The organism is Stenotrophomonas sp. TWI1183 (genome assembly GCF_039673115.1).
In the GTDB taxonomy this organism is placed as follows: domain Bacteria; phylum Pseudomonadota; class Gammaproteobacteria; order Xanthomonadales; family Xanthomonadaceae; genus Stenotrophomonas; species Stenotrophomonas maltophilia_AA.
Map to the genome: position 1 here is coordinate 145995 of NZ_JBDJKZ010000004.1, position 26357 is coordinate 172351.

At 67.0% G+C, this 26357-nt stretch carries 22 protein-coding genes and 2 tRNA genes; 14 read left to right on the forward strand and 10 right to left on the reverse strand.

Features of this window, described 5'->3' with window-relative positions; translation table 11 throughout:
- Positions 1 to 22 precede the first annotated feature (22 nt).
- From ABE434_RS05920 to ABE434_RS05965, 10 genes are all read left to right on the forward strand, one after another.
- On the forward strand, positions 23 to 1033 hold the full coding sequence (locus ABE434_RS05920; protein ID WP_176989410.1) for an N-acetylornithine carbamoyltransferase: 1011 nt from the start codon (positions 23 to 25) through the stop codon (positions 1031 to 1033).
- 130 nt (positions 1034 to 1163) lie between these two features.
- Positions 1164 to 2357, forward strand: coding sequence for an argininosuccinate synthase (locus ABE434_RS05925; protein WP_346478167.1), 1194 nt, complete (start codon positions 1164 to 1166; stop codon positions 2355 to 2357).
- A 154-nt stretch (positions 2358 to 2511) separates the two neighbouring features.
- Complete coding sequence (locus ABE434_RS05930; RefSeq protein WP_346478168.1) at positions 2512 to 3600, forward strand: acetylornithine deacetylase; 1089 nt, start codon at positions 2512 to 2514, stop codon at positions 3598 to 3600.
- Positions 3601 to 3673: 73 nt separating this feature from the next.
- On the forward strand, positions 3674 to 4999 hold the full coding sequence (locus ABE434_RS05935) for an acetylglutamate kinase (RefSeq protein ID WP_319211915.1): 1326 nt from the start codon (positions 3674 to 3676) through the stop codon (positions 4997 to 4999).
- A 5-nt stretch (positions 5000 to 5004) separates the two neighbouring features.
- Entirely contained in the window at positions 5005 to 5604 is a 600-nt protein-coding gene (locus tag ABE434_RS05940; protein WP_346478169.1) for a GNAT family protein, read from the forward strand.
- Entirely contained in the window at positions 5601 to 6554 is a 954-nt protein-coding gene (gene argC / locus ABE434_RS05945; protein ID WP_346478170.1) for an N-acetyl-gamma-glutamyl-phosphate reductase, read from the forward strand. The genes ABE434_RS05940 and argC overlap by 4 nt, the downstream gene beginning before the upstream one ends.
- A gap of 74 nt (positions 6555 to 6628) precedes the next feature.
- Positions 6629 to 7924, forward strand: a complete 1296-nt coding sequence (argH, locus tag ABE434_RS05950) for an argininosuccinate lyase (RefSeq protein ID WP_293981763.1) — start codon at positions 6629 to 6631, stop codon at positions 7922 to 7924.
- Between the two features lie 70 nt (positions 7925 to 7994).
- A complete protein-coding gene (locus ABE434_RS05955; protein WP_346478171.1) occupies positions 7995 to 8255 on the forward strand; it encodes a YciI family protein in 261 nt (86 codons plus the stop codon).
- Between the two features lie 13 nt (positions 8256 to 8268).
- The gene (proB, locus tag ABE434_RS05960) at positions 8269 to 9417 is read left to right on the forward strand and encodes a glutamate 5-kinase (RefSeq protein ID WP_346478172.1); all 1149 of its coding nucleotides are present in this window, start codon (positions 8269 to 8271) and stop codon (positions 9415 to 9417) included.
- A 115-nt stretch (positions 9418 to 9532) separates the two neighbouring features.
- Positions 9533 to 10795 (forward strand): glutamate-5-semialdehyde dehydrogenase, encoded by a 1263-nt coding sequence (locus ABE434_RS05965; protein ID WP_346478173.1) that lies wholly within the window; start codon positions 9533 to 9535, stop codon positions 10793 to 10795.
- Positions 10796 to 10902: 107 nt separating this feature from the next.
- Here the strand turns inward: ABE434_RS05965 and pgaD are convergent, their stop codons facing one another.
- The 5 genes from pgaD to ABE434_RS05990 form a co-directional block, all read right to left on the reverse strand.
- The gene (pgaD, locus tag ABE434_RS05970) at positions 10903 to 11388 is read right to left on the reverse strand and encodes a poly-beta-1,6-N-acetyl-D-glucosamine biosynthesis protein PgaD (protein ID WP_346478174.1); all 486 of its coding nucleotides are present in this window, start codon (positions 11386 to 11388) and stop codon (positions 10903 to 10905) included.
- A complete protein-coding gene (gene pgaC / locus ABE434_RS05975; RefSeq protein WP_346478175.1) occupies positions 11385 to 12632 on the reverse strand; it encodes a poly-beta-1,6-N-acetyl-D-glucosamine synthase in 1248 nt (415 codons plus the stop codon). Before pgaC ends, pgaD begins: the two co-directional genes overlap by 4 nt.
- A 7-nt stretch (positions 12633 to 12639) precedes the next feature.
- Positions 12640 to 14529 carry a poly-beta-1,6-N-acetyl-D-glucosamine N-deacetylase PgaB gene (gene pgaB, locus ABE434_RS05980; protein ID WP_346478176.1) on the reverse strand — a complete coding sequence of 630 codons (1890 nt, stop codon included), beginning with the start codon at positions 14527 to 14529 and terminating at the stop codon, positions 12640 to 12642.
- Between the two features lie 16 nt (positions 14530 to 14545).
- Positions 14546 to 16582, reverse strand: a complete 2037-nt coding sequence (gene pgaA / locus ABE434_RS05985; RefSeq protein WP_346478177.1) for a poly-beta-1,6 N-acetyl-D-glucosamine export porin PgaA — start codon at positions 16580 to 16582, stop codon at positions 14546 to 14548.
- A gap of 345 nt (positions 16583 to 16927) precedes the next feature.
- On the reverse strand, positions 16928 to 18139 hold the full coding sequence (locus tag ABE434_RS05990) for an MFS transporter (RefSeq protein ID WP_346478178.1): 1212 nt from the start codon (positions 18137 to 18139) through the stop codon (positions 16928 to 16930).
- Between the two features lie 639 nt (positions 18140 to 18778).
- On the opposite strand from ABE434_RS05990, the gene ABE434_RS05995 reads away from it, so the two are divergent.
- Both ABE434_RS05995 and ABE434_RS06000 read left to right on the forward strand, forming a co-directional pair.
- Positions 18779 to 18970: a hypothetical protein gene (locus ABE434_RS05995; RefSeq protein WP_346478179.1), complete on the forward strand. Its 192-nt coding sequence runs from the start codon at positions 18779 to 18781 to the stop codon at positions 18968 to 18970.
- 5 nt (positions 18971 to 18975) lie between these two features.
- Positions 18976 to 19374, forward strand: coding sequence for a hypothetical protein (locus tag ABE434_RS06000; RefSeq protein ID WP_346478180.1), 399 nt, complete (start codon positions 18976 to 18978; stop codon positions 19372 to 19374).
- 80 nt (positions 19375 to 19454) lie between these two features.
- On the opposite strand, the gene ABE434_RS06005 is transcribed toward ABE434_RS06000, so the two are convergent.
- The 5 genes from ABE434_RS06005 to ABE434_RS06025 all read right to left on the reverse strand — a co-directional run bounded on the left by ABE434_RS06005 (position 19455) and on the right by ABE434_RS06025 (position 22699).
- Positions 19455 to 19531, reverse strand: a tRNA-Pro gene (locus tag ABE434_RS06005).
- Between the two features lie 139 nt (positions 19532 to 19670).
- Positions 19671 to 19747: transfer RNA gene (locus ABE434_RS06010), tRNA-Pro, on the reverse strand.
- A gap of 48 nt (positions 19748 to 19795) precedes the next feature.
- Positions 19796 to 19909, reverse strand: coding sequence for a cytochrome bd-I oxidase subunit CydX (gene cydX / locus ABE434_RS06015; protein ID WP_019182852.1), 114 nt, complete (start codon positions 19907 to 19909; stop codon positions 19796 to 19798).
- 30 nt (positions 19910 to 19939) lie between these two features.
- The gene (gene cydB, locus ABE434_RS06020) at positions 19940 to 21094 is read right to left on the reverse strand and encodes a cytochrome d ubiquinol oxidase subunit II (protein WP_176989427.1); all 1155 of its coding nucleotides are present in this window, start codon (positions 21092 to 21094) and stop codon (positions 19940 to 19942) included.
- A gap of 15 nt (positions 21095 to 21109) precedes the next feature.
- Positions 21110 to 22699 (reverse strand): cytochrome ubiquinol oxidase subunit I, encoded by a 1590-nt coding sequence (locus tag ABE434_RS06025; RefSeq protein ID WP_176989428.1) that lies wholly within the window; start codon positions 22697 to 22699, stop codon positions 21110 to 21112.
- Between the two features lie 227 nt (positions 22700 to 22926).
- Here ABE434_RS06025 and cydD point away from each other — a divergent pair, with 227 nt between their 5' ends.
- Together cydD and cydC are read left to right on the forward strand one after the other, a co-directional pair.
- A complete protein-coding gene (cydD, locus tag ABE434_RS06030) occupies positions 22927 to 24657 on the forward strand; it encodes a thiol reductant ABC exporter subunit CydD (protein ID WP_346478181.1) in 1731 nt (576 codons plus the stop codon).
- Complete coding sequence (gene cydC, locus ABE434_RS06035) at positions 24654 to 26327, forward strand: thiol reductant ABC exporter subunit CydC (protein WP_346478182.1); 1674 nt, start codon at positions 24654 to 24656, stop codon at positions 26325 to 26327. The genes cydD and cydC overlap by 4 nt, the downstream gene beginning before the upstream one ends.
- Positions 26328 to 26357 lie beyond the last annotated feature (30 nt).

Consider the following 26357-nt stretch of genomic DNA (forward strand, 5'->3'; position numbering starts at 1 on the left):
ACCAGCCGCAAAGGATCGATCGATGTCCCTGAAGCACTTCCTGAACACCCAGGACTGGAGCCGCACCGACCTGGATGCCCTGCTGACCCAGGCCGCGCTGTTCAAGCGCAACAAGCTGGGCGACGAGCTCAAGGGCAAGTCGATTGCCCTGGTGTTCTTCAATCCCTCCATGCGGACCCGCACCAGCTTCGAGCTGGGCGCGTTCCAGCTGGGCGGCCATGCGATCGTGCTGCAGCCGGGCAAAGACGCCTGGCCGATCGAATTCAACCTGGGCTCGGTGATGGACGGGGACACCGAGGAGCACATCGCCGAAGTGGCCCGGGTGCTGGGTCGTTACGTCGACCTGATCGGCGTGCGCGCCTTCCCGAAATTCATCGACTGGACCAAGGACCGCGAGGACGAAGTGCTCAAGAGCTTCGCCAAGTACTCGCCGGTGCCGGTGATCAACATGGAAACCATCACCCACCCGTGCCAGGAACTGGCCCACGTGATGGCGCTGCAGGAACACTTCGGTACCCAGGACCTGCGCGGCAAGAAGTATGTGCTGACCTGGACCTACCACCCCAAGCCGCTCAACACCGCCGTGGCCAACTCGGCGCTGACCATCGCCACCCGCATGGGTATGGACGTGACCCTGCTGTGCCCGACCCCGGATTACATCCTGGATGAGCGCTACATGGGCTGGGCCGAGCAGAACGTCGCCGAGAGCGGCGGTTCGCTGCAGGTCAGCCATGACATCGCCAGCGCCTACGCCGGCGCGGACGTGGTGTACGCCAAGAGCTGGGGCGCGCTGCCGTTCTTCGGCAACTGGGAACCGGAAAAGCCGATCCGCGACCAGTACAAGCACTTCATCGTCGACGAAGCCAAGATGGCGATGACCAACAACGGTGTCTTCAGCCACTGCCTGCCGCTGCGCCGCAACGTGAAGGCCACCGACGGCGTGATGGATTCGGCGCAGTGCATCGCGATCAACGAAGCCGAAAACCGCCTGCATGTGCAGAAGGCGATCATGTCGGCGCTGGCAGGACGATAAGCAGCACGGCGGCCGTAGAGCCACGCCATGCGTGGCTTCGCGGCGCCCAACGAAGAGCAGCCACGCATGGCGTGGCTCTACCGCCCCGAAAAACGCATTCCACATTGCATTCCACTTGGACCTGACCCCCATGAGCAAGAAAGACATCGTCCTGGCCTTCTCCGGCGGACTCGACACCAGTTTCTGCGTGCCTTACCTGCAGGAGCGCGGTTACAACGTGCACACCGTGTTCGCCGATACCGGCGGCGTGGATGACGAAGAGCGCGATTTCATCGAGAAGCGTGCCGCCGAGCTGGGCGTCACCAGCCACGTCACCGTCGATGGTGGCCCGGCGATCTGGAGTGGCTTCGTCAAGCCGTTCGTGTGGGCCGGCGAAGGCTACCAGGGCCAGTACCCGCTGCTGGTCTCCGACCGTTACCTGATCGTGGATGCCGCGCTCAAGCGCGCCGCCGAACTGGGCACCAACATCATCGCCCACGGCTGCACCGGCATGGGCAACGACCAGGTCCGTTTCGACCTGGCCGTGAAGGCGCTGGGCGATTACCAGATCGTCGCGCCGATCCGCGAAATCCAGAAGGAACACACCCAGACCCGCGCCTACGAGCAGAAGTACCTGGAAGAGCGCGGCTTCGGTGTGCGCGCCAAACAGCAGGCCTACACCATCAACGAGAACCTGCTCGGCCTGACCATGTCCGGCGGCGAGATCGACCGTTGGGAAGCGCCGGGTGAGGGTGCCCGCGGCTGGTGCGCCCCGCGCAGCGAATGGCCGGTCGAGCCGCTGACCGTGACCCTGAAGTTCGTCGAAGGCGAAGCCGTCGAACTGGACGGAAAGGCGCTGCCGGGTGAGCAGATCCTGGCCAAGCTCAACAAGCTGTTCGCCGCTTACGGCGTCGGCCGTGGCGTCTACACCGGTGACACCGTGATCGGCCTGAAGGGCCGCATCGTGTTCGAAGCGCCGGGCCTGGTCTCGCTGCTGGCCGCGCATCGCGCGCTGGAAGATGCCGTGCTGACCAAGCAGCAGAACCGCTTCAAGCCGGACGTGGCGCGCAAGTGGGTGGAGCTGGTGTACGAAGGCTTCTACCACGACCCGCTGAAGACCGACATCGAGGCTTTCCTGAAGTCCTCGCAGGCCAAGGTCAACGGCGAAGTGGTGCTGGAAACCCGCGGTGGCCGTGTCGATGCGGTGGCAGTGAAGTCGCCGCACCTGCTCAACACCAAGGGCGCCACCTACGCGCAGTCGGCCGACTGGGGCGTGGAAGAGGCAGAAGGCTTCATCAAGCTGTTCGGCATGAGCTCCACGCTGTACGCGCAGGTAAACCGCTAAGGCGATTCACCGGGGTGCCGGCCGCTGGCCGGCGCCTCGCAAGGCCGATGGAGGGTAGTGCCGGCCGCTGGCCGGCTCGTGGCACGGCTGGATCATTGCAGAGCCGGCCAGCGGCCGGCACTACCGATTTTGAACCCTACGGATATCCAGAAACATGTTGGAACAGACACTCGATCACCTGCAGCAGCTCGTGTCCTTCGACACGCGCAATCCGCCGCGTGCGATCACCACCGGCGGCATCTTCGATTACCTGCGCGCGAACCTGCCCGGGTTCAACGTGGAGGTGATCGACCATGGCGACGGTGCAGTCAGCCTGTATGCGGTGCGTGGCGCACCGAAGTACCTGTTCAACGTGCACCTGGATACCGTGCCGGACTCCCCGCACTGGACCGCCGACCCGCATGTCATGCGGCGTGCGGACGATCGGGTGATCGGCCTGGGCGTGTGCGACATCAAGGGCGCCGCAGCCGCCCTGGTGGCTGCTGCGAACGCCAGCGATGGCGACGCCGCGTTCCTGTTCTCCAGCGACGAGGAGGCCAACGATCCGCGTTGCATCGCAGCGTTCCTCGCCCGTGGCATTCCGTATGAAGCGGTGCTGGTGGCCGAGCCGACGATGAGCGAAGCGGTGCTCGCACACCGTGGCATCAGCTCGGTGCTGATGCAGTTCAAGGGCCGCGCCGGGCATGCCTCGGGCAAGCAGGATGCGGCCGCCAGCGCGTTGCACCAGGCCATGCGCTGGGGCAACCGCGCGCTGGACCATGTGGACACCCTGGCCCATGCGCGCTTTGGCGGGCTGACCGGCCTGCGTTTCAACATCGGCCGGGTGGAAGGCGGGATCAAGGCGAACATGATCGCGCCCGCTGCCGAAGTGCGTTTCGGCTTCCGTCCGCTGCCGTCGATGGACATCGATGCGCTGCTGGCCACATTTGCCAGCTTCGCCGAACCGGAGGCGGCGGTGTTCACCGAGACCTTCCGCGGGCCCAGCTTCCCGGCCGGCGACATCGCCGAGGCCGAGAACCGCCGCCTGCTGGCGCGCGACGTGGCCGATGCCCTGGATATCCCGATCGGCAACGCGGTGGATTTCTGGACCGAGGCCTCGCTGTTCTCGGCCGGGGGTTACACCACCCTGGTGTACGGTCCGGGCGACATCGCCCAGGCCCACACCGCCGATGAGTTCGTGACGCTGGAGCAGCTGCAGCGTTACACCGCGTCCGTGCACCGCATCATCGCGCGCGGCGCGTGATCCAATGATGCCGTCGTGGCTCCCCACTGACGGAACTCCCATCGCGGCCCCGGCCGCCTGCGACGATATCGAAATGCCTTCTTCCCAGCCCCACCGCCAGACCCGCCAGACCATCGTGCGCCTGCTCTCGAGCATGGCCAGCGCGAAGGAGATCAGCCAGTACCTCAAGCGTTTCTCGCAGCTGGACGCCAAACGCTTCGCCGTGGTCAAGGTCGGCGGCGCGGTGCTGCGCGATGACCTCGATGCGCTGACCTCTTCGCTGTCGTTCCTGCAGGAAGTCGGCCTGACCCCGATCGTGCTGCATGGTGCCGGCCCGCAGCTGGACGCCGAACTGTCGGCGGCCGGCATCGAGAAGCAGACCGTCAACGGCCTGCGCGTGACCTCGGCCGAAGGCCTGGCGATCGTGCGCCGGGTGTTCCAGGCCTCCAACCTGCAACTGGTCGAAGCGCTGCAGCAGAACGGTGCGCGCGCGACCTCGATCACCGGCGGCGTGTTCGAAGCCGAGTACCTGGACCAGGACACCTACGGCCTGGTCGGTGAGGTCAAGAAGGTCAACCTGGCCCCGATCGAAGCCAGCCTGCGCGCCGGCTCGATCCCGGTGATCACCAGCCTGGGCGAAACCCGCTGCGGGCAGATCCTCAACGTCAACGCCGATTTCGCCGCCAACGAGCTGGTGCAGGAACTGCAGCCGTACAAGATCATCTTCCTGACCGGCACCGGCGGCCTGCTCGATGAAGAAGGCAAGGTGATCGACTCGATCAACCTGTCCACCGAGTACGACCAGCTGATGCAGCAGCCGTGGATCCACGGTGGCATGCGGGTCAAGATCGAACAGATCAAGGACCTGCTGGATCGCCTGCCGCTGGAGTCCTCGGTGTCGATCACCCGGCCGGCTGACCTGGCCAAGGAACTGTTCACCCACAAGGGCTCAGGCACGCTGGTGCGCAAGGGCGAGAAAGTGCTGCGCGCCACCGCGTGGGAGGAACTCGATCTGCCGCGCCTGAAGCAGCTGATCGAATCCAGCTTCGGGCGTACCCTGGTGCCGGACTACTTCCAGAAAACCAAGCTGCTGCGCGCCTACGTGAGCGAGAATTACCGCACCGCGGTGATCCTCACCGACGAAGCCGAAGGCGTATACCTGGACAAGTTCGCCGTGCTCGACGATGCGCAGGGCGAAGGCCTGGGCCGTGCCGTCTGGAATGTGATGCTGGATGAAACCCCGCAGCTGTTCTGGCGTTCGCGCAACGGCAACCCGATCAATCACTTCTACTACGCCGAATCCGATGGCTGCTACAAGCAGGGCCACTGGAAGGTGTTCTGGTTCGGCGCCGACGGCTTCGACCGCATCAAAGCGTACGTCGAGCATTGCGCCGCACGCACCCCCAGCCTGGAGGGCTGAACCCGATGAATCTTGCCGATTGGACCAAGGTCCCCACACTGGCCGGCACACATGCCCGGCTGGAGCCGCTGCAGATGGCGCATATCGATGGCCTGCGCGGTGCACTGGGGGATGGCACCTTGTCCAGGCTCTGGTACACCCAGGTGCCCAGCGCGAAGACCATGACCGCCTACGTCCAGGCCGCGCTGCAGGCGCAGGCCGAGGGCAAGGTGCTGCCGTTCGCGGTCCTCAACGAGGCCGATGAGGTCGTCGGGACCACGCGCTATTACAGCCTGGAAGCCGAGGTGCCGCGCCTGAGCATCGGCTACACCTGGTACGGCGAGGCCGCCCAGCGCACCGGGATCAACACCGAAACCAAGCTGATGCTGCTCACCCACGCCTTCGAGCGGCTGGAATGCCTGAGCGTGGTGTTCGAGACCAGCTGGTTCAACTTCACCTCGCGCACCGCGATCTCGCGCCTGGGCGCCAAGCAGGACGGCGTGCTGCGCAACCACAAGCGCCATCCGGACGGCACTCCGCGCGACACCGTCATCTTCTCCATCATCGATGCGGAATGGCAGGGGGTAAAACGCCACCTGCAGCACCGCCTGGACGCACACGCATGAGCACCACGACCTTCACCGTCGGCATCGTCGGCGCCCGCGGCCACACCGGCGCGGAACTGATCAAGCTGATTGCCGCACATCCCCGCCTGCAGCTGGGTTTCGTCTCCTCGCGCGAGCTGGCCGGCCAGCGCGTCAGCGACCACCACAGCGACTGGCAGGGTGAACTGCAGTTCGAAAACCTGGATGCCGACGCCGTCGCGGCCAAGGGCATGGACGCGGTGATCCTGGCGCTGCCCAACGGCCTGTCCGCACCGTTCGTCACCGCGCTGGACGCGGCGAAGCCGGAGACGGTGATCGTCGACCTGTCGGCCGATCACCGTTTCGAGCCGAGCTGGTACTACGGCCTGCCCGAACTGACCCGCGGCGACTACCTGGGCCAGAAGCACATCAGCAATCCCGGCTGCTACGCCACCGCGATGCAGCTGGCGATCAGCCCGCTGCTGCAGCAGCTGGCCGGCCCGCCGCAGTGCTTCGGTGTTTCCGGTTACTCCGGCGCCGGCACCACGCCCTCGGACAAGAACAATCCCGAGCTGCTGCGCGACAACCTGATGCCGTATGCGCTGACCAATCATGTGCACGAGCGCGAAGTCACTGCGCACCTACGCGTGCCGGTCGAGTTCATGCCGCATGTGGCGCCGCACTTCCGCGGCATCACCATGACGGTGAACCTCTGGCTCAACACGGTGGTCAAGCGTGAGGACGTGGTCGCGCTGTACCAGAAGTACTACGCCAACGAGGCCCTGATCGAAGTGCTCGACGAAGCACCGTGGGTCAGCCGCATCGCCGGCCGGCATGGCGTGCAGATCGGCGGCTTCGACGTGGCCCCGGGCGGCAAGCGCGTGGTGGTCGTGGCGACCCTGGACAACCTGCTCAAGGGCGCGGCGACCCAGGCGATGCAGAACCTCAACCTGGCGCTGGGCCTGGACGAACTGGCCTCGATCCCGCACTGAATTCCCACGGCGCTGCGCGGCCCCTGCGCGCGCCCTGACAACCCGGCGGAGCGAATCCGCCTACGGAGCAAGACATGGCAGACCTTCTGTGGCAGAAGCCCGGCGTCGCGGTAGACGCCAAGATCCAGACCTTCCTGGCCGGCGATGATGTGATCCTGGACCGCGAGTTCTTCCTGTACGACGTGGCGGCCAGCAAGGCGCATGCGCAGGGCCTGGAGAACATCGGCATCCTCGGCAACGACGAGCGCGTCGGCCTGCAGCGCGAGCTGGACGTGCTTGCAGAGGATTTCCGCAGCGGCGCGTTCGTGCTGGATGAGCGCTTCGAGGATTGCCACTCGGCGATCGAAGCGCGCCTGACCGAGCGCCTCGGCGATGCCGGCCGCAAGATCCACACCGGCCGCAGCCGCAACGACCAGATCCTGGTCGCGACCCGGCTGTGGTTGAAGGACAAGCTGCTGCGCGTGGCCGAGCTGAGTCGCGAGATCGCCAAGGTCGCACTCGACCGTGCCGAGGCCGAGAAGGACCTGCCGGTTCCGGGCTATACGCACATCCAGCGCGCCGTGGTGTCCTCGGCGGGCATGTGGTGGGCCGGCTGGGCCGAGGCCTTCATCGACAATGCGATCCGCGCGCACGACACCTTCAACCTGGTCGACGCCAATCCGCTCGGCACGGCCGCCGGCTACGGCGTGAACCTGCCGCTCGACCGCGCGCACACCACCGAGGCGCTCGGCTTCGCACGGATGCAGATCTCGCCGATCTACGCGCAGCTGTCGCGCGGCAAGTTCGAGCTGGCCGCCCTGGAAGCGCTTGGCGGTGCCACCCTGGATCTGCGTCGCATCGCCTGGGACCTGTCGCTGTTCACCAGCGGCGAGTTCGGCTTCGTCGCGCTGCCGGCGCAGTACACCACCGGCAGTTCGATCATGCCGAACAAGCGCAACCCGGATGTGATCGAGCTGATGCGTGCTACCCATGCCAGCGTGGCCGCGGCACGGACCGAGATCGAGCAGCTGCTGTCGCTGCCGTCGGGCTACCACCGTGATCTGCAGAGCAGCAAGGGCGCGATCTTCCATGGCTTCGGCCGTGGCCTGGCCGCGCTGGAACTGCTGCCGGCGCTGCTGGCCAATCTGGAATGGCGCGACGACAAGCTGCGGGCGGCGATCGACTCGGGCATGTACGCCACTGATGTCGCCGTGGAAGCGGCGGTGGCCGGCGTGCCGTTCCGCGAGGCCTACAAGGCCGCGGCCGCCGCGGCGGATACGGCCGGGCAGGGGCGTACCCCCGAAGGCAGCCTGGCCGCGCGCGTGTCGCCCGGCGCGGCGGCCGACCTGCGGCTGGATGAGCTGCGCGCCCGCTGGGCCGCACTGGTGTAATCACGACGGCGGCCGCAAGGCCGCCGTTTTTGTAACGTCTTGCCGGGCACTGCCCGCGAAAAGGACTCACATGAAAACCTGTTACCTGGTAGTGGTCACCCGCACCCCCGACTTCCGCGATGAGGTCGGTGCCGAGCATGTGCGCTTCCTCGATGACGTGCGCGCCCGCGGGCAGCTGCTGCTGACCGGCGGCTTCACCGACAAGACTGGTGGCGCGTACGTGCTTCAGGACATCGCCGACCTGGCCGCCGCGCAGGCGCTGGTCGACACCGATCCGCTGCTGGTGCACGGCAGTGCCACCGCCCGCATCCACGAATGGAGCACGCGCTGAGCGCGCCGATCACATGAACCAGTCCGTGCTTTCGCCGTTCACCGAACAAGCCGTTCCGCAGTGGAAACGTGCCGTGCTCAAGGTCGGCAGCAGCCTGCTGGCGGCCGATGGCGGCGGCCTCTCGCCACGCCACGCACTCGGTCTGGCCCAGTTCGTCTCGGCCAATGTGCTGGCCGGTCGGGAGGTGGTGATCGTGTCCTCCGGTGCGGTCGCGGCCGGCCGGGCGATCGTGCCCCGCGCGCTCGAAGCCGGGGCGGCGATGGCCGCGCGGCAAGCGCTTGCCGCGCTGGGCCAGGCGCAGCTGATCGGGCTGTGGCAGCGCTTCTTCGAGCGCCCGGTGGCCCAGGTACTGCTGACCCACGACGACCTGCGCAACCGCCGCCGTTACCTTAATGCCCGCGCCACGCTCAACGAGCTGCTGCGGCTGGGCGCGCTGCCGGTGGTCAACGAGAACGACACGGTCTCGGTGGATGAGCTCAAGCTGGGCGACAACGACAATCTGGCTGCCACCGTGGCCGCGTTGATCGACGCCGACGTGCTGTTCATCGCCACCGATATCGACGGCCTGTACAGCGCCGATCCGCGCCGCGATCCGCAGGCACGGCCGATCCACGATGTGCCTGAGCTGACCGTCGAGGTGCTGGCGATGGCCGGGGGGGCCGGCAGCGGTGCCGGCACCGGCGGCATGCATACCAAACTGGAGGCCGCGGCCAAGGCCGGCCGCGTCGGCATCGAGACCTGCCTGTTCAACGGGCGCAGTGCCGAGGTCGTGCGTGCGCTCAGCCAGGGACGCCTGTTCGGCACCCGCATCCACGCCGCGCAGACCCGCGTGGCGGCACGCAAGTACTGGCTGCGCCACGCACCGCTGGAGCCGGGCGCGATCCTGGTCGACGCGGGCGCCGCCGATGCGCTGCGTGGCAAGGGCGCCTCGCTGCTGCCGGGCGGTGTGGTCGGCGCGGAGGGGGACTTCCGCCGCGGCGACATGATCGAGATCCGGCAACGCACCGAGGCCGGCGAGGTCTGCCTGGCCCGTGGCGTCAGCCAGTACTCGGCCAGCGACATCCGCCGCGTCGCCGGGCGCCACTCGCGCGACATCGAAAGCGTGCTCGGCTACAACTACGGTGGCAACGTGATCCACCGCGACGATCTGGTGTTGCTGTAAAGCGTAAGAACATCCACGGTAGAGCCACGCCATGCGTGGCTGCGCAACCTGGGCCCGTTCGACATCCCCCAGCCACGCATGGCGTGGCTCTACCGTTTTTTTCGAGGATATTGAGATGGTCGCCAGCTCCAGTACCGACATCCGCACCCAGGCGCTGGCCTGCCGCGAGGCTGCCCGGCAACTCGCCCAGCTGTCTTCCGCCGCCAAGGCCGCTCTGCTGGAGGCGATGGCTGCCGCACTGGACGCGGATACCGATCTGATTCTCGCCGCGAACGCGCGCGATCTCGCCGCGGCGACGGAGAAGGGCGTCGGGACCGCGATGCTGGACCGCCTGGCCCTGAACCCGCAGCGGCTGGCCGGTATCGCCGCCGCGCTGCGCGAGGTGGCCGCGTTGCCCGATCCGGTCGGCCAGGTCACCCGCGATGACGTGCGCCCGAATGGCATCCGCGTGCAGAAGGTGCGCGTGCCGCTGGGCGTGATCGCGATGATCTACGAAGCGCGCCCGAACGTGACCGCCGATGCGGCCGCGCTGTGCATCAAGGCCGGCAACGGTGTGATCCTGCGCGGTGGTTCGGAAGCGATCCACTCCAATACCGCCATCGCGGCGTCGCTCAAGCGCGCGCTGCGCGAGGCCGGTGTCGCCGATGCCGCGCTGACCCTGGTCGAGGACCTGCGCCGCGAGACCATGCTGGCCCTGCTGCAGCTCAACGACCTGATCGATCTGGCGATCCCGCGTGGCGGGGAAGGCCTGATCCGGTTCGTCGCCGAGCACGCGCGGGTGCCGGTGATCAAGCATTACAAGGGCGTCTGCCATCTGTACGTGGACCGTGCCGCCGATCCCGCGCGTGCACTGGGCCTGCTGGTGGACGGCAAGTGCAGCCGCCCCTCGGCCTGCAATTCGCTGGAGACGCTGCTGGTGCATGCCGACATCGCGCCGACCTTCCTGCCATTGGTGGCGCAGGCACTGGCGGGGCAGGGCGTGCAGGTCCGTGCCGATGCGGTGGCGCGGCAGTGGTTGCCCGACGCCGGGCCGGCCAGCGACGACGATTACGCCGCCGAGTACCTGGACCTGATCATCGCGGTGCGCGTGGTGAAGGACCTCGATCAGGCACTGGCGCATATCCAGCAGTACAGCTCGGACCATACCGAAGTGATCGCCACCGAGGACGCGGTCGCCGCCGAACGCTTCGTGCAGGCGCTGCGGTCGGCCGTGGTCATGGTCAACGCCTCTTCGCGGTTCTCCGATGGTGGCGAGCTGGGCCTGGGCGCGGAGATCGGCATCTCCACCACCCGGCTGCACGCCTATGGCCCGATGGGACTGGAAGCACTGACCGTCGAGCGCTTCGTCGTCCGCGGCGAAGGCCAGACGCGCGCGTGACCGGGTAGAGCCGGGGGGGGGGCGGCCGCCGCCCGCCCCCGCCCCGGCGGCCCCCGCGGGGGCGCGCCCCCGCCCCCGCCACTACCGGTTTGTCGGCACCCGCGCGATTACCCGTATGCGACCGCCAATGCCTGCGCGGTGACCCGTACCGGCCGCGCGTGCTCATCCAGGTGCAGGGTCACCGACTTGCCATCGGCCAGCGACGCGGCCACGGAGGCACTCGCACCGAGGTCGTGCGCGATCTCGGCGCGGGTCACATCGTCATGCGGCAGCCGACGTTCCTTGCCCGTGAAGCGCATGCGGTTGTACTCGGCCCAGGCGATCAGCAGCGCCGCGCAGCAGAGCAGCATCACCGGCAGCGCGATCACCACGAACGGGTCGATCGTCTGCTTCTGTTCGTACAGTTGCGCCCAGGCCATCTGCCCGCCCAGCAGCCACGAGATCAACGTCACCAGCGGTGCCCACAGATAGAAGTAGAACGCCCAGAAGGCGATGGTGACAAAGCCCCAGGCAGTGCGCTGCAGGCGCGGCTGCTGGCGCGGTTTCTGGATCAGCCGCGAGTCGAAGCGGCGGGTGGATTTGACGGTGTTCATCGGATACCCCGGTCAGGACTGACCCAGACCGCGCGCTTGCCACGACGTTTGAAGATCGTCTTGGGGAACGCCACCAGGGTCGTGAACAGACTGATGAGCCAGTACGCCATCGGGTACCAGATCACCCAGAAGTAATTACGTCCTATATGCGTTTCGTAACGGCGGTCGATGATCAGGCTGCTGGCGAACTGCAGCAGGCAGACCAGGGCCAGGATCACGCCATGCCACTGCGGCAGCAGCGTGGCGATATACAGATCAGGCGGCAGCTCCATGAACTTGCCCAGCGCCCACAGCACGATGATCGCCAGCATCGTGTACGCCCACAGCACGCTGAGGATGTACTCCATCAGCACCCCCCACATCCGCCGCTTGCGCCAATGGAACAGCGAGCCGCCATGCCGCAGCAGTACTTCCACGCCACCCTGGGCCCAGCGCAGGCGCTGCCGCCACAGTCCCTTCAGCGTTTCCGGCATCAGGATGAAGCACAGCGCATTGGGCTCGTAGCGGATGTCCCAGTGGTCCAGCTGCAGCCGCCAGCTGATGTCGATGTCCTCGGTGACCATGTCATCGGACCAGTAACCGATGCGATGCAGGGCGGTACGACGGAACGCGGCGATCACGCCGGAGATGGTGAAGATGCGCCCGTACACCCGCTGCGCACGCTTGATCATGCCGATGATCGAGGAGAACTCGGCCACCTGCAGCCGGCCCAGCAGGGTGGACCGGTTGCGTATGCGCGGGTTGCCGGTGACGGCGCCCACGCGTGGGCCGGAGGTCAGGTGCCAGACCATCCAATGGGTGGCGTACTCCTCCAGCATCGCATCGCCATCGATGCAGACCAGGAACTCCGAGCGCGCCGCCAGCGCCCCCATGCGCAGCGCGTTGGCCTTGCCCATGTTGCGGTCCAGGTGCACGACACGCAGCCGGGGATGCAGGGCGGCCAGGGCATCCAGGCGTGCCCCGGTGTCGTCGCTGCTGCCATCGTTGATGGCGATCACTTCGAAGTCCGGGTAGTTCTGCCTGAGTGCGGAGTCGAGCGTGTCCTGCAGGTTCTCCGCTTCGTTGTGGCAGGGGATCAGGATCGAGGCGGACGGGTAGACCGCCATCGGCGGCGGATCATTGCGATCGCGCGCCTTGCGTTCGCGCCGGAAGAAGTAATAGAGGCCGCCGGACATCCAGAAGAACGCCATCACCATCGGGTAGAAGAAGGCGAACTGGAACAGAATGTAGAGAAGAGGATGCATGGCGACCTCACTTTTCCTCGTACGGGAAGCTGCGGGCCGACATGGCCGCGCGGGCGTCATACGTGGAGGGACGTCCGGCGATGAAGTCATCCGGATACCAGGCGAAATGGCGCACGCCCTGCGCCTGCAGGCGACGGATCTGCGCGCGCAGGCGGTCGCCGGGGATCGGCTTGCCGGTGCGCCAGTCCAGCGTCTGCAGCTCGAACATCGTCTGCGACAACTGCGGATCGTGCTGCTTTACCGCCACCACCAGCCGGTCCAGCCAGCGTTCCGGGCTGCGGCTGCCTTCCATCCACGGCATCGCCATCAGCGCGGTGTGGTCGTAGGCCTTGTTGAACAGGTCCAGGCGCTGGGCGAACCAGCTCGCGCTCTGCGGTTCCAGCACGGGCTGGGCATACAGGTTGCGCACGGTGCCCAGTTTCGGGCGCCAGCGCTGCGCGGCAGTGCGCAGCTCCAGGGTGAAATCGATCAGCGCCTGGGTACGTGCACCGTCATCGCCTTCCTGCGGCAACCGGGTCAGCTCGGTGTCGCGCAGGTAGGCGTCATCGTGGAACAGCAGGCCCTCGAAGTACGCGTTGATCGCCAGGTCTTCGTAGATGTCATCGATGATCCTGCGGACCTCTGGCCGGGTGAAGTCCAGCCGGAAGATGCCGTCGCTTTCCGGGCTCTCGATGGCCAGCGCCCTGCGGATGGCCGGGTCCTTGAGCTCATAGCCAAGCACCGGCAGCCAGGCGAACACCTTCACACCGGCACGCGTCTTGAGCTGCCACGCCACCCGGTTGAACAGGTCCGCGCGCATTGGCAGATGCCGGTTGGGGAAGTACAGCGCATCGGCCGAGCCGTTGCCGTCCGGGTCGGCGAAGGCCTGCAGGAACACGTGGGTCGGGCCGATCTTCTTGACCCGGTCGATCAACGCATCCAGGTTTTTGCCCTGTTGCACCGGGTCGGCATCGTAGACCGCATCCAGGTCGATCTGCAGCGCACGCATCCCATCGCGTTCCACATCGCGACGCAGTTCGTAGGCCAGCTGCACCACGGTCGGGTTGTTGGTCACCAGCAGGCGCGCCAAGCCGTGCAGATCGCGCTTGACCGGGGTGCTGCGGCCTTCCAGATCGAAGGAGACCGGCATGCCCAGCTGCTCGGCGATATCGTTGCTGAGCGCGTTGTACGCGGCGTACGGCCACACGATCGCCTTCGGGTTGACGCCGACATTGCGCTGGATGCGCGCCACGCTGCGGCCCAGGTCGGCGCGCAGGCGGGCCTCGTACTCGGCCGCGCTTTCATAGGTCCTGCGGGTGGGGTCGTAGATGCGCGTGATCACCGCCGGCGTCGAGTTGCCCTGCGGGTTGGACTGCACGCCGTGGTGCAGGTTGTCGGTGTGGCTGGCCAGTTCGATCAGCCCGCTGTTCTGCATCTCGCGCAGCTGCGCCCAGGTCAGGAAATCGTCGCGGGTGAAGGGGCGGTAGCCGTAGTCGATCTGGCGCCCGGCCGGCATGTCCACGTAGTCGGTGATCACCGCGACCAGCGCCGGATAGTTGTAGGCGCGCAGCAGCGGGAAGACCTTGCTGTACACGCTGCGCAGTCCGTCATCGAAGGTCAGCAGCACCGGCTTGGGCGGCAGCGGGGTGCCACCCTGTGAGGCAGTGATCAACTGCGACAGCGAGACCGGGTGGTAGCCATGCGCGGACAACCAGTCCAGGTGCGCGGCAAAGTTCTGCGTGCTGACCGCATACGCATCCGGGTCGCCGCGCTCGGCCACCTCGTCGCGGATGTCGTGGTAGCTGAGCACGAGCAGGCCGTTGTCGGCGGCATCGAGTGCGGCCGGCGTCTGCTGTGCCTGTGCCGGCAGCACCACGGCGAGCAGGGCCAGCAACAGCCAGTGGGACCAGCGCTTCATGTCGATGTGCCGCATCTCATTCTCCCCACCGCAGGCCGGCATCCAGGCCGATGTGTCGTTCACGCTGTCCGTCATAGACCGGTCGCGACCAGCGGATGCCGTACTCGAAAATGCGGCCTTCGCCGAGCTGCCATTCGTGGCGGTACTCGGCCGAGGGCACGATCGCGCTGCCATAGCCCTGCTGCCAGTACTGCCCCACCGAAACGGTCAGGCGATGGCGGAAGTGGCGTTCGTAGTGGCGCCACAGCTGCTGGTCCACGCGCAGGCCGATCTCCACCGAGCGATCCTCGGACGGATTGAAGTAGGGCACGTCGCCGCGGCTGCCGCGGCTGGCGTACAGACTGCCGAGGCCGTCCACGAACACGGTCGGCCGGGTCATCAGGCGCTGTTCGATGGCGGTGCTGACGGTGTCGCGGCGGTTGCCGTCGTCGTAGCGGAACCGGCTGGCGCCCAGGCTCCAGTGGGTCCGCTCGTCGCGCCGGTAGTCGGCCGCCAGCGCGATGCTGTCGGCGGTGATGCCGGAGACGCGCGCCTGCATCGAGGCCTCCGGGTCGTTGCGTGCGGCGGTGATGCCCGCATGCCACTGATCGCTGAACTGCCAGCCGAACCCGGCGCTCAGGCCGGTCTCGCCGATGTGGTCGTTGGCGCGGTGGATGAACGCTTCCGCATCCGCGCGGCCGTAGCGGTAACGCGTGCCCACGCCGATCCGCAGCGGGTCGATGCTCTCGTCCTGGAAATCCACGCTGCGCCGGTCGGCGAACGCGACCAGGCGCCAGCGGTCGTCGAGTACCGGGGACTGCACTTCCACGCCATAGCGGCCGTCGTCGTTGCCCAGCGGCGACGCACCGCCACCGCCGGAGCTGCGGCCGCCTTCGGCATAGGCATGCCATTGCCAGCCACGGTGCGCGCGCCAGCTGCGGTCCATGCGCTGCACGGACGGCTGGTTGGGATAGGCGGCAAGCAGGGTGTCGTGGATCGGCCGCGCCAGATCATCGCGCTGCACCTGCACGTAGGCGTCGTACTGCCCAAGGCGCGCCGGCACATCGCGCGGGTCCAGTGTGTTGGCCATGCTGTAGCGCTCCAGCGCCCGCCGCGGCCAGCCGCGCATCAGGTAGACGTTGCCCAGCGAGGATTGCGTGCCGGTGTTGCCGGGCCCGACCTCGACCATCTTTTCCAGATCGCGCTGGGCGGTGGGTAGATCGCCGCTGTAGGCGCGCACCATGGCCAGGTTGAGGTCGGCCTCGTAGCGCGGCCAGTTGGGGTACGGCGCCTTGGCCCCGTTGGCCCAACGCCAGGCCGGCTCATCGGCCTGCCAGCGCGTCAGCAGGGCGATCGCGGTCTCGGCCTGCTCGTCTTCCAGATACGCATATGCGAGCTCGGAGCGGGCTTCCGGCAGCGACGGATCGGCCTTGAGCGCCGCCTCCAGCACCGGGATCGCTTCGTCCGGATGCTGGGTGGCCATCAGCGAATCGCCGACCGCTGCCAGCAGATAGTTGGGGACGGGGTGGCCCTCGGCGAGGAGGTCGCGGTACTCATCGCGCACCTGTGCGTGGCGCCCCAGCCGGTTGAGCAGGATCAGGCGGTCATGGCGGATCCGCAGCGGCGCCTGCTGCACCGTGGTGCCGTCGCGTTCGAGATACTGCTGCATCTGCACCAGCGCGGCGTCGGCTTCATCCAGGCGGGTGTCCTCGCTGGGGCCATAGGCCAGGCTCCAGCCCACCAGCTTGGCCAGGTAATTGCCTTCCAGCCGTTCTTTCTGGGCGGTGTCGAACAGGTCGGGGCGGGCCAGGTACAGCTGCCACGCGCGGTGCGCGTTGCCGATATCCGAGAGGGTCAATACCTGCAGGCGATACAGCAGGGTGTCGTCAGGTGCCTGCACCCGGGCCCGCTCAATCGCCGCCAGTGCATCCAGCCATTGGGCGTGGTCCCGGAACTGGCCGATCTCGGCCAGGGCGTCGGCCCGCGGTTCGGCGGAAAAGGCAGCCGGAGCGGAGAAAGCGAGTGCGGCACATGCCAGGCCGACGCCGAGCGCCAGCGGACGATGGTCGTACATGGAACCCCCCTTGGAGCATCCTTTCGAATGGCATTAGCGTCACAAACTGTGACGCACATCACATGCCAGTCGTGCCTGACTGCGCGCTTGGTGCCAAATCGCCAAGAACCGGGTACGGCCGATCAGCCCCCGGGTAGCACCCGGAGGGGAGGAGCAAGTCGTTGAAATACTGAAGATTCCCGCCATGTCGCCAGCAGGGGAACGCACTCCGTCGCGATGAAGCTGTTCATCCGGCTGGCGATGCCAGCGGACCCGAACATCACCCGTTGCCGCGCAGCGGGTCAGTTAGCGACACGCTACGTCAGCTGTTGCGCACAGCGCGTGTAGATGGACGCAGCGGGGCACTCACCACTGGTCTTCGAGCTTCTGCGGTTTGCAGGCAACCCAGGAGGCGCACAACAGGACTACCGCGCACACCACCAGGAAGCCGAACGGCAGGTGCCAGCCGCCACTGACCGCATGCAGCCAGCCGAACAGGAACGGGCCCAGGCAGCTGAACGCATAGCCCACGCCCTGCATGAAGCCGGACAACGCGGCCGAACCGGCCGGGGTGCGGGTGCGCAGGTTGATCAGGGTCAGCGCCAGCGGGAAGGTCGACGGCCCGATGCCGAGCAGTACCGCCCACAACCACGGCGCCTTTATCGGGGCGAACAACAGGCCGGCGAAGGCGATCAGGAAGGCGCTGAAGCCGATCAGCACCAGCCCGAAGGGATTGCGCAGGCGCACGGCCAGCGCCGGCATGGTCAGTGATGGCAGCAGGCCGCAGGCAGCGAAGATGGCGACCATGATGCCGCCGAAGGCCGGCGTGGCACCGGCTTCGACCACGATCCGCGGCAGCCAGGTGAACATCGAATAGGTCATCAGCGAGGTCATGCCGAACATCAGGGTCATGCCCCACGCCAGCGGTGTCTTCCAGACCTTGCCGTGCGGCGCGCTGGACGGGTCGTTGGCGGCGCTGATGGTGTCCGGATGCGGGCGCGCACGCGAAAGCATCAGCCACGGCAGCGCGGCGGCGAGCGACATCAGCGCCCAGATGCCCAGCGACACGCGCCAGCCGGCCTGCTGCGCGACCGGCACCGCCAGCAGTGCCGGCATCATCGTGCCGATCTGCAGCACGGTGATGTAGAGCGTGCTCATGGTGCCCACGCGGTTGGCGAAGTAGCGCTTCACGAGCGGCGGTACCACCACGTTGCCGATGCCCATGCCAGCCAGCGCCACCACCGAACCGAACAGCAGGCTGCCCACGCCGCCGGCCATCGAGCGCAGCAGCAGGCCCACGGTGGCCAGGCTCATCGCCAGCAGCGCGGTGCGCTCCAGGCCCAGGCGGCGCGCCACGGCCGGGGTAGTGACGCCGAACAGCGCGAAGGCCGCGGTGGGCAGCATGCCGAGCACGCCGGTCATCGTGGTGCCGAAGCCGAACGTCTGGCCGAGCACATCCAGCAGCGGGGTCAGCGAGGTGACCGCAGTGCGCAGGTTCAAGGCGGCCAGCAGGATCGCGGCAAACGCCAGCAGGCGTCCGTGCAGCAGGGACTGGGACGGTGAGGTGGGGTGAGTCATCAGCATGTTCCTGACAGGTGGCGCACCGCGGCCATGCCGGCGCGCGGGTGCAACGGCAGAGACCGGCCAGCGGCCGGCATCTGCGGGGAAGGGGACTGGGCCGGCGCCGAAGGCGAGGCCAGGACCGTCCATTGTACGGGTTCGATCCCGGCAGGTCGCGCCGGGAGCCGCCGGGGCCCTGACATGAGCGACGGCAACGTGCAGGGTTGTACGATGAGCCGGGCAGTGCGCGTCGTGGCCGTACCATGAGTGTCCCGCGTGCAGGAAACAGGCTTCTACTGACCTGTACGACGTTGATGCTCGCCAGTTGCGGCATCTTCGGCATGTGGATGGGGATATACGCAGTCGGTATCCCGCATGCCAGAAGCAAGGCGGCTGCGGACAACCAGGACGAAATGCATGAGGCAGGTTCGGAGGCAAGGACATGCGAGGGGGTACACCTCGCTGCTGGTGGCGACTCTACTTCTTACGGTGGCAGGCTGTGCCACTGCTCCTGCCGTGCCTGGCCAGGTAGCGACGGCGGACAGGGGACCCATTCCGGCGGGTTCCGTCCGGGTCATGCCCACCCGGCAGTACTGGCGCAGGGCCGGTACCAGCAAGGCCGAGGCGGACCGGGTGCGGCAACGATGCAGTCAGGAGATGCGCAACGACGCAGAGTACGCGGGGCTGCTCAAGGAGGGTGCTGTGATTACGAAGGTCTGGCATGCCGAACGCACGGCTGCCCAGAAGAAGCGGTACAGAGAGATCAACGCCCGGCTGGGCCAGCTTTACGACGCATGCATGATCGGCAACGGGTTCGAGTTTGTCCGTCGTGGATTCCCGGTGGAGTAGGAGCGATGTCAACGACGCTGCTGTTCGTACGAAGGGGTTTCATTGGTGCGATGGCGGTGCTGGGAGTGCTGCTTGGCCTGACCGCCTGTGGCGCAGGTGGCATGTGGATGAATGGACATCCCGCCGCGACCCGGCACCTGGTCCCTCCGGGCCACGACTGGAGCAGGCCGGACGCGGGCACGCTGGTGCGTGACATGGATTGGCAGGCCTGCGGCGGCCAACGCAGTGGGAACATCTCGCCGGACCGGCAAGGTGCCACGGGCAGGGAAACGGCCGATCTTTCCCGAGACACGCTCTACGCGGCACAGCGCTGCATGTTGGGGAAAGGCTACCGCTACACCGGTAGCTGCAAGGGCGACATTCCGAGCCGCTATCCGGCGTGTCAGGCCCGCCCATCGCCCTGATTGCTGACGTGCCTCAATCGACAGACACAAAAAAACCCGGAGGACACTGAAGTCTTCCAGGCTTGATTGTGACCATCAAATGGTCGGGGAGACAGGATTCGAACCTGCGACCTCTACGTCCCGAACGTAGCGCTCTACCAGACTGAGCTACACCCCGTAAGGAGCCGCCTATTGTATCGATCCCGCCGGTCGGCGGCAAGGGGGGATCGCGTTTTTCACCTTCGGTGCCGTGTTGCCACGGCCCTTGATAAAGAAGCCTGGAAACGTGTTCCCAGGCTTCAATACGACCACCGAAGTGGTCGGGGAGACAGGATTCGAACCTGCGACCTCTACGTCCCGAACGTAGCGCTCTACCAGACTGAGCTACACCCCGAAGGAGCCGACAAGGATACGGTGTGAAGACCCGATCGGCAACCTTTTTTTAGCCTTCTTCGTGATCCGTGCGGCTCTGCTCGCGGGCTTCGAACCACATGCCGTTGAGGATGGCCACGACCGAAGCCAGCCCTGCACCCAGAATCCAAGCGAAGTACCACATGGTAAGTCTCCTATCGCGCCGTGGGGCGCATCAGTAAGCGTTGGGGTTGTCGCCCATCTCTTCGGCCGTGGTCTTGCCCTTCATCACGCGGTAGACCCAGGAGGTGTAGGCGATGATGATCGGCAGGAAGATGGCCGTGGCGATCAGCATGATCCCCAGGGTCAGGTGGCTGGAGGAGCTGTCCCAGACCGTCAGGCTGGAGCCCGGCTGGCTGGAGGAGGGCAGCAGGAACGGGAAGATCGCAAAACCGACGGTCAGGATGATGCCGGCGATCGAAGCACCCGAGGCCAGGAAGGCCAGGCCACCCCGACGGGCCCGCAGCAGCACCGCGCTGGCCAGCGCACCGACCAGCCCGAGGATCGGGGCCAGCAGGGTCAGCGGCATGCTCTGGTAGTTGCGCAGCCAGCCACCGGCCACCGCACCGGCGGCAGCGGTCTTGAGCAGCGGGTTGGTCGGGCCATCGGTGACCACCTGCGAGGTGATCTGGTAGCCCGGCAGGCCGAAGGCCACCCAGACGCCGGCCAGGGCGAACAGCACGAAGGTCAGCACCGCCGCGATGCTGCCGTAACGGGCCGAGCGCTCGGCCACCGGACCATCGGTCTTGAGCACCAGCATCGCTGCACCATGCGAGACCACCATCGCCACGCTCACCAGGCCGGCCACCAGGGCGAACGGGTTGAGCAGACCGATCAGGGTGCCCGTGTAGAAGATGCGCATGCTGTCATCGAAGTGGAACGGCACGCCGACCAGCACGTTGCCCACCGCCACGCCAGCAATCAGTGCCGGCAACAGGCCACCGACGAACAGCGCACGGTCCCAGTTCTCACGCCAGCGCTTTCCGGGCATCTTGCTGCGGTACTTGAAGGCGACCGGGCGCAGGATCAGCCCGAACAGCATCAGGAACACCGCCAGGTAGAAGCCGGAGAAGCTGACCGCGTACAACGGCGGCCAGGCGGCGAAGATCGCACCACCACCGAGCACCAGCCACACCTGGTTGCCTTCCCACACCGGGCCGACGGTGTTGATCACCAGCCGGCGTTCGTCATCGGTCCTGGCCACGAACGGCAGCAACGTGCCGACGCCGAGGTCGAAACCGTCCATCACCGCCCAGGCGATCAGCAGGATGCCGAGCAGCAGCCACCAGATCACGCGGAGCGTGGTGTAATCGAGTCCAATGAATTCCATCTGGGTTCTCCTGCCTTACGCCCGACCGTGGGTCGGCGCAGCGGCATTGGGGGAAAGGGACGTGGCTGCAGCCTGCAGCGACGGCAGGATGTCGTCCGGGCCCTTGCGGATCGCCTTGAGCATCAGCTTCACTTCGATGACCAGCAGCACCGTGTACAGCGCGGTGAATACCGCCAGCGTGGTCAGGATTTCATGCAGGGCCAGGCCCGACGCGGCGTAGAAGGTCGGCAGCACGCCGTCCACCGCCCACGGCTGGCGACCGTACTCGGCCACGAACCAGCCGCATTCGATCGCGATCCACGGCGCCGGCAGCGACCACAGGGCGAGCTTGAGGAACCAGCGCTTGTCCTGGAAGTTGTGGCGGCACGAGTAGTAGAAGGCCAGCGCGAAGAAGGCGATCAGGTAGAAGCCCAGGCCCGCCATGATGCGGAAGGTCCAGAACAGCGGGGCGACCCGCGGCACGGTATCCATCGCGGCCTTGGAGATTTCTTCCGGGGTGGCGTTGAGGATGTCCTCGCGATAGCGCTTGAGCAGCAGGCCGTGGCCCAGATCCTGCCAATGGCGGTCGAACATCTCGCGCGCTTCGACGTCGTTCTTGTCCTTGCGCACGCGTTCCAGTGCACCGTAAGCCAGCTGGCCACCGCGGATGCGGTTTTCGGCACGCCCCACCAGTTCCAGGATGCCCGGGATCGGCTGGTCCAGCGAACGGGTGGCGATCAGCCCCATCAGGTACGGGATCTTGATCGCATAGTCGTTGGTATGGGTGGTCTGGTTCGGAATGCCGAAGGCGGTGAAGTCGGCCGGGGCACGCTCGGTTTCCCACATCGCTTCGATCGCGGCCAGCTTCATCTTCTGGTGTTCGCTGGCGGCGTAACCGCTTTCGTCACCCAGCACCACCACCGACAGCGAGGACAGCAGGCCGAAGGCCGCCGCCACCGCGAACGAACGGCGGGCCATGTCCTTGTGCTTGTTGCGCAGCAGGAACAGGGCGCTGATCGACATCACGAACACCGCGCCGGTCACGTAGCCCGCACTGACCGTATGCACGAACTTGGCCTGCGCCACCGGGTTGAACAGCACGGCGGCGAAGTCCACCACCTCCATGCGCATCGTTTCCGGGTTGAAGATCGCGCCGGTCGGGTTCTGCATCCAGCCGTTGGCGATCAGGATCCACACCGCCGAGAGGTTGGTGCCCAGGGCCATCAGCCAGGTCACCGTGAGGTGCTTGACCGGGGTCAGCCGCTTCCAGCCGAAGAAGAACAGACCGATGAAGGTCGCTTCCAGGAAGAACGCCATCAGCCCTTCGATCGCCAGCGGTGCGCCGAAGATGTCACCGACGTAGTGGCTGTAGTACGACCAGTTCATGCCGAACTGGAATTCCATCACGATGCCGGTGGCGACGCCGATGGCGAAGTTGATGCCGAACAGCGTGCCCCAGAACAGCGTCATCTGGCGCCAGACCTGTTTGCGGGTCATGACGTAGACGCTCTCCATGATGGCCACCATGAACGACAGGCCAAGCGTGAGGGGAACGAAAAGGAAGTGGTACATCGCGGTCAGAGCGAATTGCAGCCGCGACAGTTCTACGACTGTCTGATCAATCATGGCCTGGCTACCTCGTTGGGTTTTGCCGTTTCAGGTGGCGGGAAGGGGGGTCTACGGGGTGAATTCTGTGACCAGCAACTTCAAACAGCCTTGATTCAGATCAATGTACAAGGACACTCGCGCGGGGATCGTATGCGCTCCCATCCCTGCGACCGCTGGCCGCACGGGGACGGGGCCAGCACCTACTACAATCGACGGAACCTCCCTGTGGCCGCCAGTGACCTGTTTTGAGCATACCCCCCGACGCGCCCCTTGATGAGACAACCGCCCTGCGCCGCCGTCGCCTGCACTGGCTGGGCGGGCTGGCAACGGCCGCGCGCGGCAAGCAGCGCCTCGCGGCGATCTGCATCTGCCTGTCCGGCGCGTTACTGATCGGGCAGGCCGCCGCCATCGCCTGGCTGATCCAGGCGGTGCTGGTCGATCATCGCCCGTTGGCAGAGGCCACACCGGTGCTGCTGGGACTGCTGGCGGTGCTGGGAATCCGCACCCTGCTCGGCAGTGCGACCCAGGCGGCGGCCGGCGATGTCGCCGATGCGGCGCGGCTGGCCCTGCGTGAACGGGTGTATCAGCGGCTGCTCGGCCGGGGTCCGCTGTGGCTGCGCCAGCAGCGCACCGGCGAGTTGGGCGAGCTGATGCTGGCGCATGCCGATGCGATTGAGAATTATTACTCCGGCTATCAGCCGGTCCGCATCGAAGTGGTGGTGGTGCCGTTGCTGATCGCCATCGCCGTGGCCTGGACCGACTGGGTGATCGCACTGATCCTGCTGTTCACCGCGCCGCTGGTGCCATTCTTCATGATGCTGGTCGGCTGGGGCGCAGAAGCGGCCGGCCGTGCGCAGCTGGGTGAACTGGCGCGGATGAGCGGTCACTTCGCCGATCGGATCAAGGGACTTGGCCTCCTGCGTCTTTACGGGCGGGGCGAGGCCGAGCTGGACGGCGTGGCGAGCGCGGCGGAAGGCGTACGCGAGCGCACCCTGAAAGTGCTGCGGATCGCCTTCCTCTCTTCGACGGTGCTGGAGTTCTTCGCCTCGGTCAGCGTCGCGATGGTCGCGCTGTACCTGGGCCTGAGCTATCTCGGCCTGATGTCGCTGCATGCGCAGGTGCCGACGCTGGGCGTGGGCATGTTCTGTCTGCTGTTGGCACCGGAGTTCTACGCGCCGCTGCGGCGATTGGCCGCGCACTATCACGACCGCGCCAATGCGCTGGCCGCCGCGGCGGAAGTGGAGCGCCTGCTCGGCGAACTGCCTGCCGCCGCCGTTGTCGATGACGCACCGCCCGCCACCGCGCGCGTCCCGGAGCTGCTCGAACAGCACGCGCCGCCGGTGGTCGTACGCGACGTGAGCCTGCGTCCGCTCGGTGCGCACCACGATGTGGTGCAGCACCTTTCGTTCCAGATCGAGCCGGGGCAACGCGTGGCGCTGGTCGGCCCCAGTGGCAGCGGCAAGAGCACGTTGCTGGAAGCACTGGCCGGATGGTTGCCACCCCGCGAGGGCAGCATCGTGCTGCGCCCGGGGCTGGACGTGGGCTATGCCGGGCAGCGCCCGTATCTGTTCCACGGCACCATCGCCGACAACCTGCGCCTGGCCGCGCCCGGCGCGACCGATGCGCATCTGCGCGCCGTGGCTGAAGCCGCTCAGGTGATGCGCTTCGCGGCCGCACTGCCGCAGGGTCTGGACACGGTGATCGGTGAGCGCGGCTTCGGCTTGTCCGGCGGCGAGGCGCGCCGCATTGGTCTGGCCCGGCTGCTGCTGCGCGATCCGCACCTGCTGCTGCTCGACGAGCCGACCGCCTTCCTCGATCCCGATACCGAAGCCGATCTGCTGCGCACCCTGGCGGCATTCGCACGCGGGCGCAGCGTGGTGATCGCCACCCACAGCGAGACCGCGATGCGCTGGGCCGACACCCGCCTGACCCTGACCGCCGGCGGCGCGCGCCTGGCCTCGGAGGTGACGCCATGAAAGCCGCCCACATCGATTCGCTGAAAGGTGTGTTCGCCCGGCATCGCGGCCGCCTGCTGCTGACCGTGCTGCTGCTGTGGACCACGATGCTGGCCGGCACCGCGTTGCTCGGGCTGTCCGGTGGGTTCCTGACCGCCGCCGCCTTGGCTGGGGCGGCCGGGCTCGGCAATGGCTTCAACTTCTTCTCGCCCTCGGCGGGCATCCGCGGACTGACCATGGCGCGGATCGTGTCGCGCTACTTCGAAAAACTGGTTGGCCACGATGTCACCCTGCGCATCGCGCGTGATCTGCGCGTGTGGTTCTTCCGTCGCGCGCTGCCGCTGGCACCGGCGCGCCTGGCAGGGGTGCGCACCGGTGAGCTGCTGGCGCGGCTGATGTCGGATATCGGCGAGGTCGACGGCCTGCTGGTGCGCGCGATCGGCCCGCTGCTGGCGCTCGGTGGCATCTCGCTGGTCGCGGTGGTGTCGGCCGGTATCATCTATCTGCCCGCGGCCGGTCTGCTGGCGGTGCTCGCCCTGCTGATCGGCATCGGCGTGCCGTGGTTGACCGTGCGCGGCGCAGCCGACCAGGAACGCGACCGCGCGCTGCACCGCGCGCAGCTGCGCACCCAGTCGTTCGAAGGGCTGGAAGGCGCGGCCGATCTCGCCGCGCTGCAGGCCCGCGAGCATTGGAACCAGCGCGTGCTGGTGGCGGCCAAGCAGCTGAAGTCGCGTGACAAACGTCGCCGCTGGCGGCTGATCAGTGGCAACGCACTGCATGGCCTGTGCGCTGCCGGTGGCCTGGTCGGGATGCTGTGGCTGGCACTGCATGCCTTCGAAAGCGGCCGTGTGGATGCCGCGCTGGCCGCTGCGCTGGTGTTCCTGAGCGTTGCACTGCTGGAGCTGTGGGCCGGCATCGGTCTGGCCTGGCAGTCGTGGTTGTCGGGCCGCGTGGCCGCGGTGCGGCTGGAGGCCATCGTGGATCAGGCGCCGGGCGTGGTGGAAGCCGACGCGCCCGTGGCCGTGCCGTCGGTGCCCGCGACGCTGCGGTTCGATCAGGTGGTGTTCCGCTGGCCCGGCCAGGCGCGCGTGCTGCTGGACCAGGTGCAGTTGCAGCTCGCCCCGGGCGAACGGATCGCGATCCGCGGCGACAGCGGCAGCGGCAAGACCACGCTCTCATCGCTGCTGCTGCGGCTATGGGATCCGGAGGCCGGCAGCGTGCGTTACGGTGATACCGATATCCGCCGCTTCGCCCAGGCCGACTGGCATCGCCAGATCGCCTGGCTGCCGCAGAATGCGCCCGTGTTCGCCGGCACCGTGGCCGACAACCTGCGGCTCGGCGATGTGCAGGCCAGCGACGCGCGCTTGTGGCAGGTGCTCGCGGAGGTTCGTCTGCACGCGTGGGCCGAGCAGATCGGCGGCTTGTCGGCGTGGGTCGGCGAGAACGGCGCGACCATGTCGGCCGGACAGGCACGGCGCCTGGCGCTGGCGCGCGCGCTGCTGCGTGACGCACCGATCCTGGTGCTGGACGAGCCGACCGAAGGCCTGGATGTGGATACCGCGCATGCGTTGTTGCATGACATGGTGGATGCGCTGGGAAATCGCAGTCTGTTGATGATCACCCACGACGAACTGCCGGACGGCATCGTGCATCGCAGTCATCGTCTGCGCGATGGGACGCTGGAAGGGTAACGGCGGACGCCATCCATGCCTGGCGAGGAA

Coding starts and splice junctions, on each gene's coding strand:
- ABE434_RS05920 (WP_176989410.1), top strand. CDS start 23: ATGTCCCTGAAGCACTTCCTGAACACCCAGGACTGGAGCCGCACCGAC.
- ABE434_RS05925 (WP_346478167.1), top strand. CDS start 1,164: ATGAGCAAGAAAGACATCGTCCTGGCCTTCTCCGGCGGACTCGACACC.
- ABE434_RS05930 (WP_346478168.1), top strand. CDS start 2,512: ATGTTGGAACAGACACTCGATCACCTGCAGCAGCTCGTGTCCTTCGAC.
- ABE434_RS05935 (WP_319211915.1), top strand. CDS start 3,674: ATGCCTTCTTCCCAGCCCCACCGCCAGACCCGCCAGACCATCGTGCGC.
- ABE434_RS05940 (WP_346478169.1), top strand. CDS start 5,005: ATGAATCTTGCCGATTGGACCAAGGTCCCCACACTGGCCGGCACACAT.
- argC (WP_346478170.1), top strand. CDS start 5,601: ATGAGCACCACGACCTTCACCGTCGGCATCGTCGGCGCCCGCGGCCAC.
- argH (WP_293981763.1), top strand. CDS start 6,629: ATGGCAGACCTTCTGTGGCAGAAGCCCGGCGTCGCGGTAGACGCCAAG.
- ABE434_RS05955 (WP_346478171.1), top strand. CDS start 7,995: ATGAAAACCTGTTACCTGGTAGTGGTCACCCGCACCCCCGACTTCCGC.
- proB (WP_346478172.1), top strand. CDS start 8,269: ATGAACCAGTCCGTGCTTTCGCCGTTCACCGAACAAGCCGTTCCGCAG.
- ABE434_RS05965 (WP_346478173.1), top strand. CDS start 9,533: ATGGTCGCCAGCTCCAGTACCGACATCCGCACCCAGGCGCTGGCCTGC.
- pgaD (WP_346478174.1), bottom strand. CDS start 11,388: ATGAACACCGTCAAATCCACCCGCCGCTTCGACTCGCGGCTGATCCAG.
- pgaC (WP_346478175.1), bottom strand. CDS start 12,632: ATGCATCCTCTTCTCTACATTCTGTTCCAGTTCGCCTTCTTCTACCCG.
- pgaB (WP_346478176.1), bottom strand. CDS start 14,529: ATGAAGCGCTGGTCCCACTGGCTGTTGCTGGCCCTGCTCGCCGTGGTG.
- pgaA (WP_346478177.1), bottom strand. CDS start 16,582: ATGTACGACCATCGTCCGCTGGCGCTCGGCGTCGGCCTGGCATGTGCC.
- ABE434_RS05990 (WP_346478178.1), bottom strand. CDS start 18,139: ATGACTCACCCCACCTCACCGTCCCAGTCCCTGCTGCACGGACGCCTG.
- ABE434_RS05995 (WP_346478179.1), top strand. CDS start 18,779: ATGCGCAACGACGCAGAGTACGCGGGGCTGCTCAAGGAGGGTGCTGTG.
- ABE434_RS06000 (WP_346478180.1), top strand. CDS start 18,976: ATGTCAACGACGCTGCTGTTCGTACGAAGGGGTTTCATTGGTGCGATG.
- cydX (WP_019182852.1), bottom strand. CDS start 19,909: ATGTGGTACTTCGCTTGGATTCTGGGTGCAGGGCTGGCTTCGGTCGTG.
- cydB (WP_176989427.1), bottom strand. CDS start 21,094: ATGGAATTCATTGGACTCGATTACACCACGCTCCGCGTGATCTGGTGG.
- ABE434_RS06025 (WP_176989428.1), bottom strand. CDS start 22,699: ATGATTGATCAGACAGTCGTAGAACTGTCGCGGCTGCAATTCGCTCTG.
- cydC (WP_346478182.1), top strand. CDS start 24,654: ATGAAAGCCGCCCACATCGATTCGCTGAAAGGTGTGTTCGCCCGGCAT.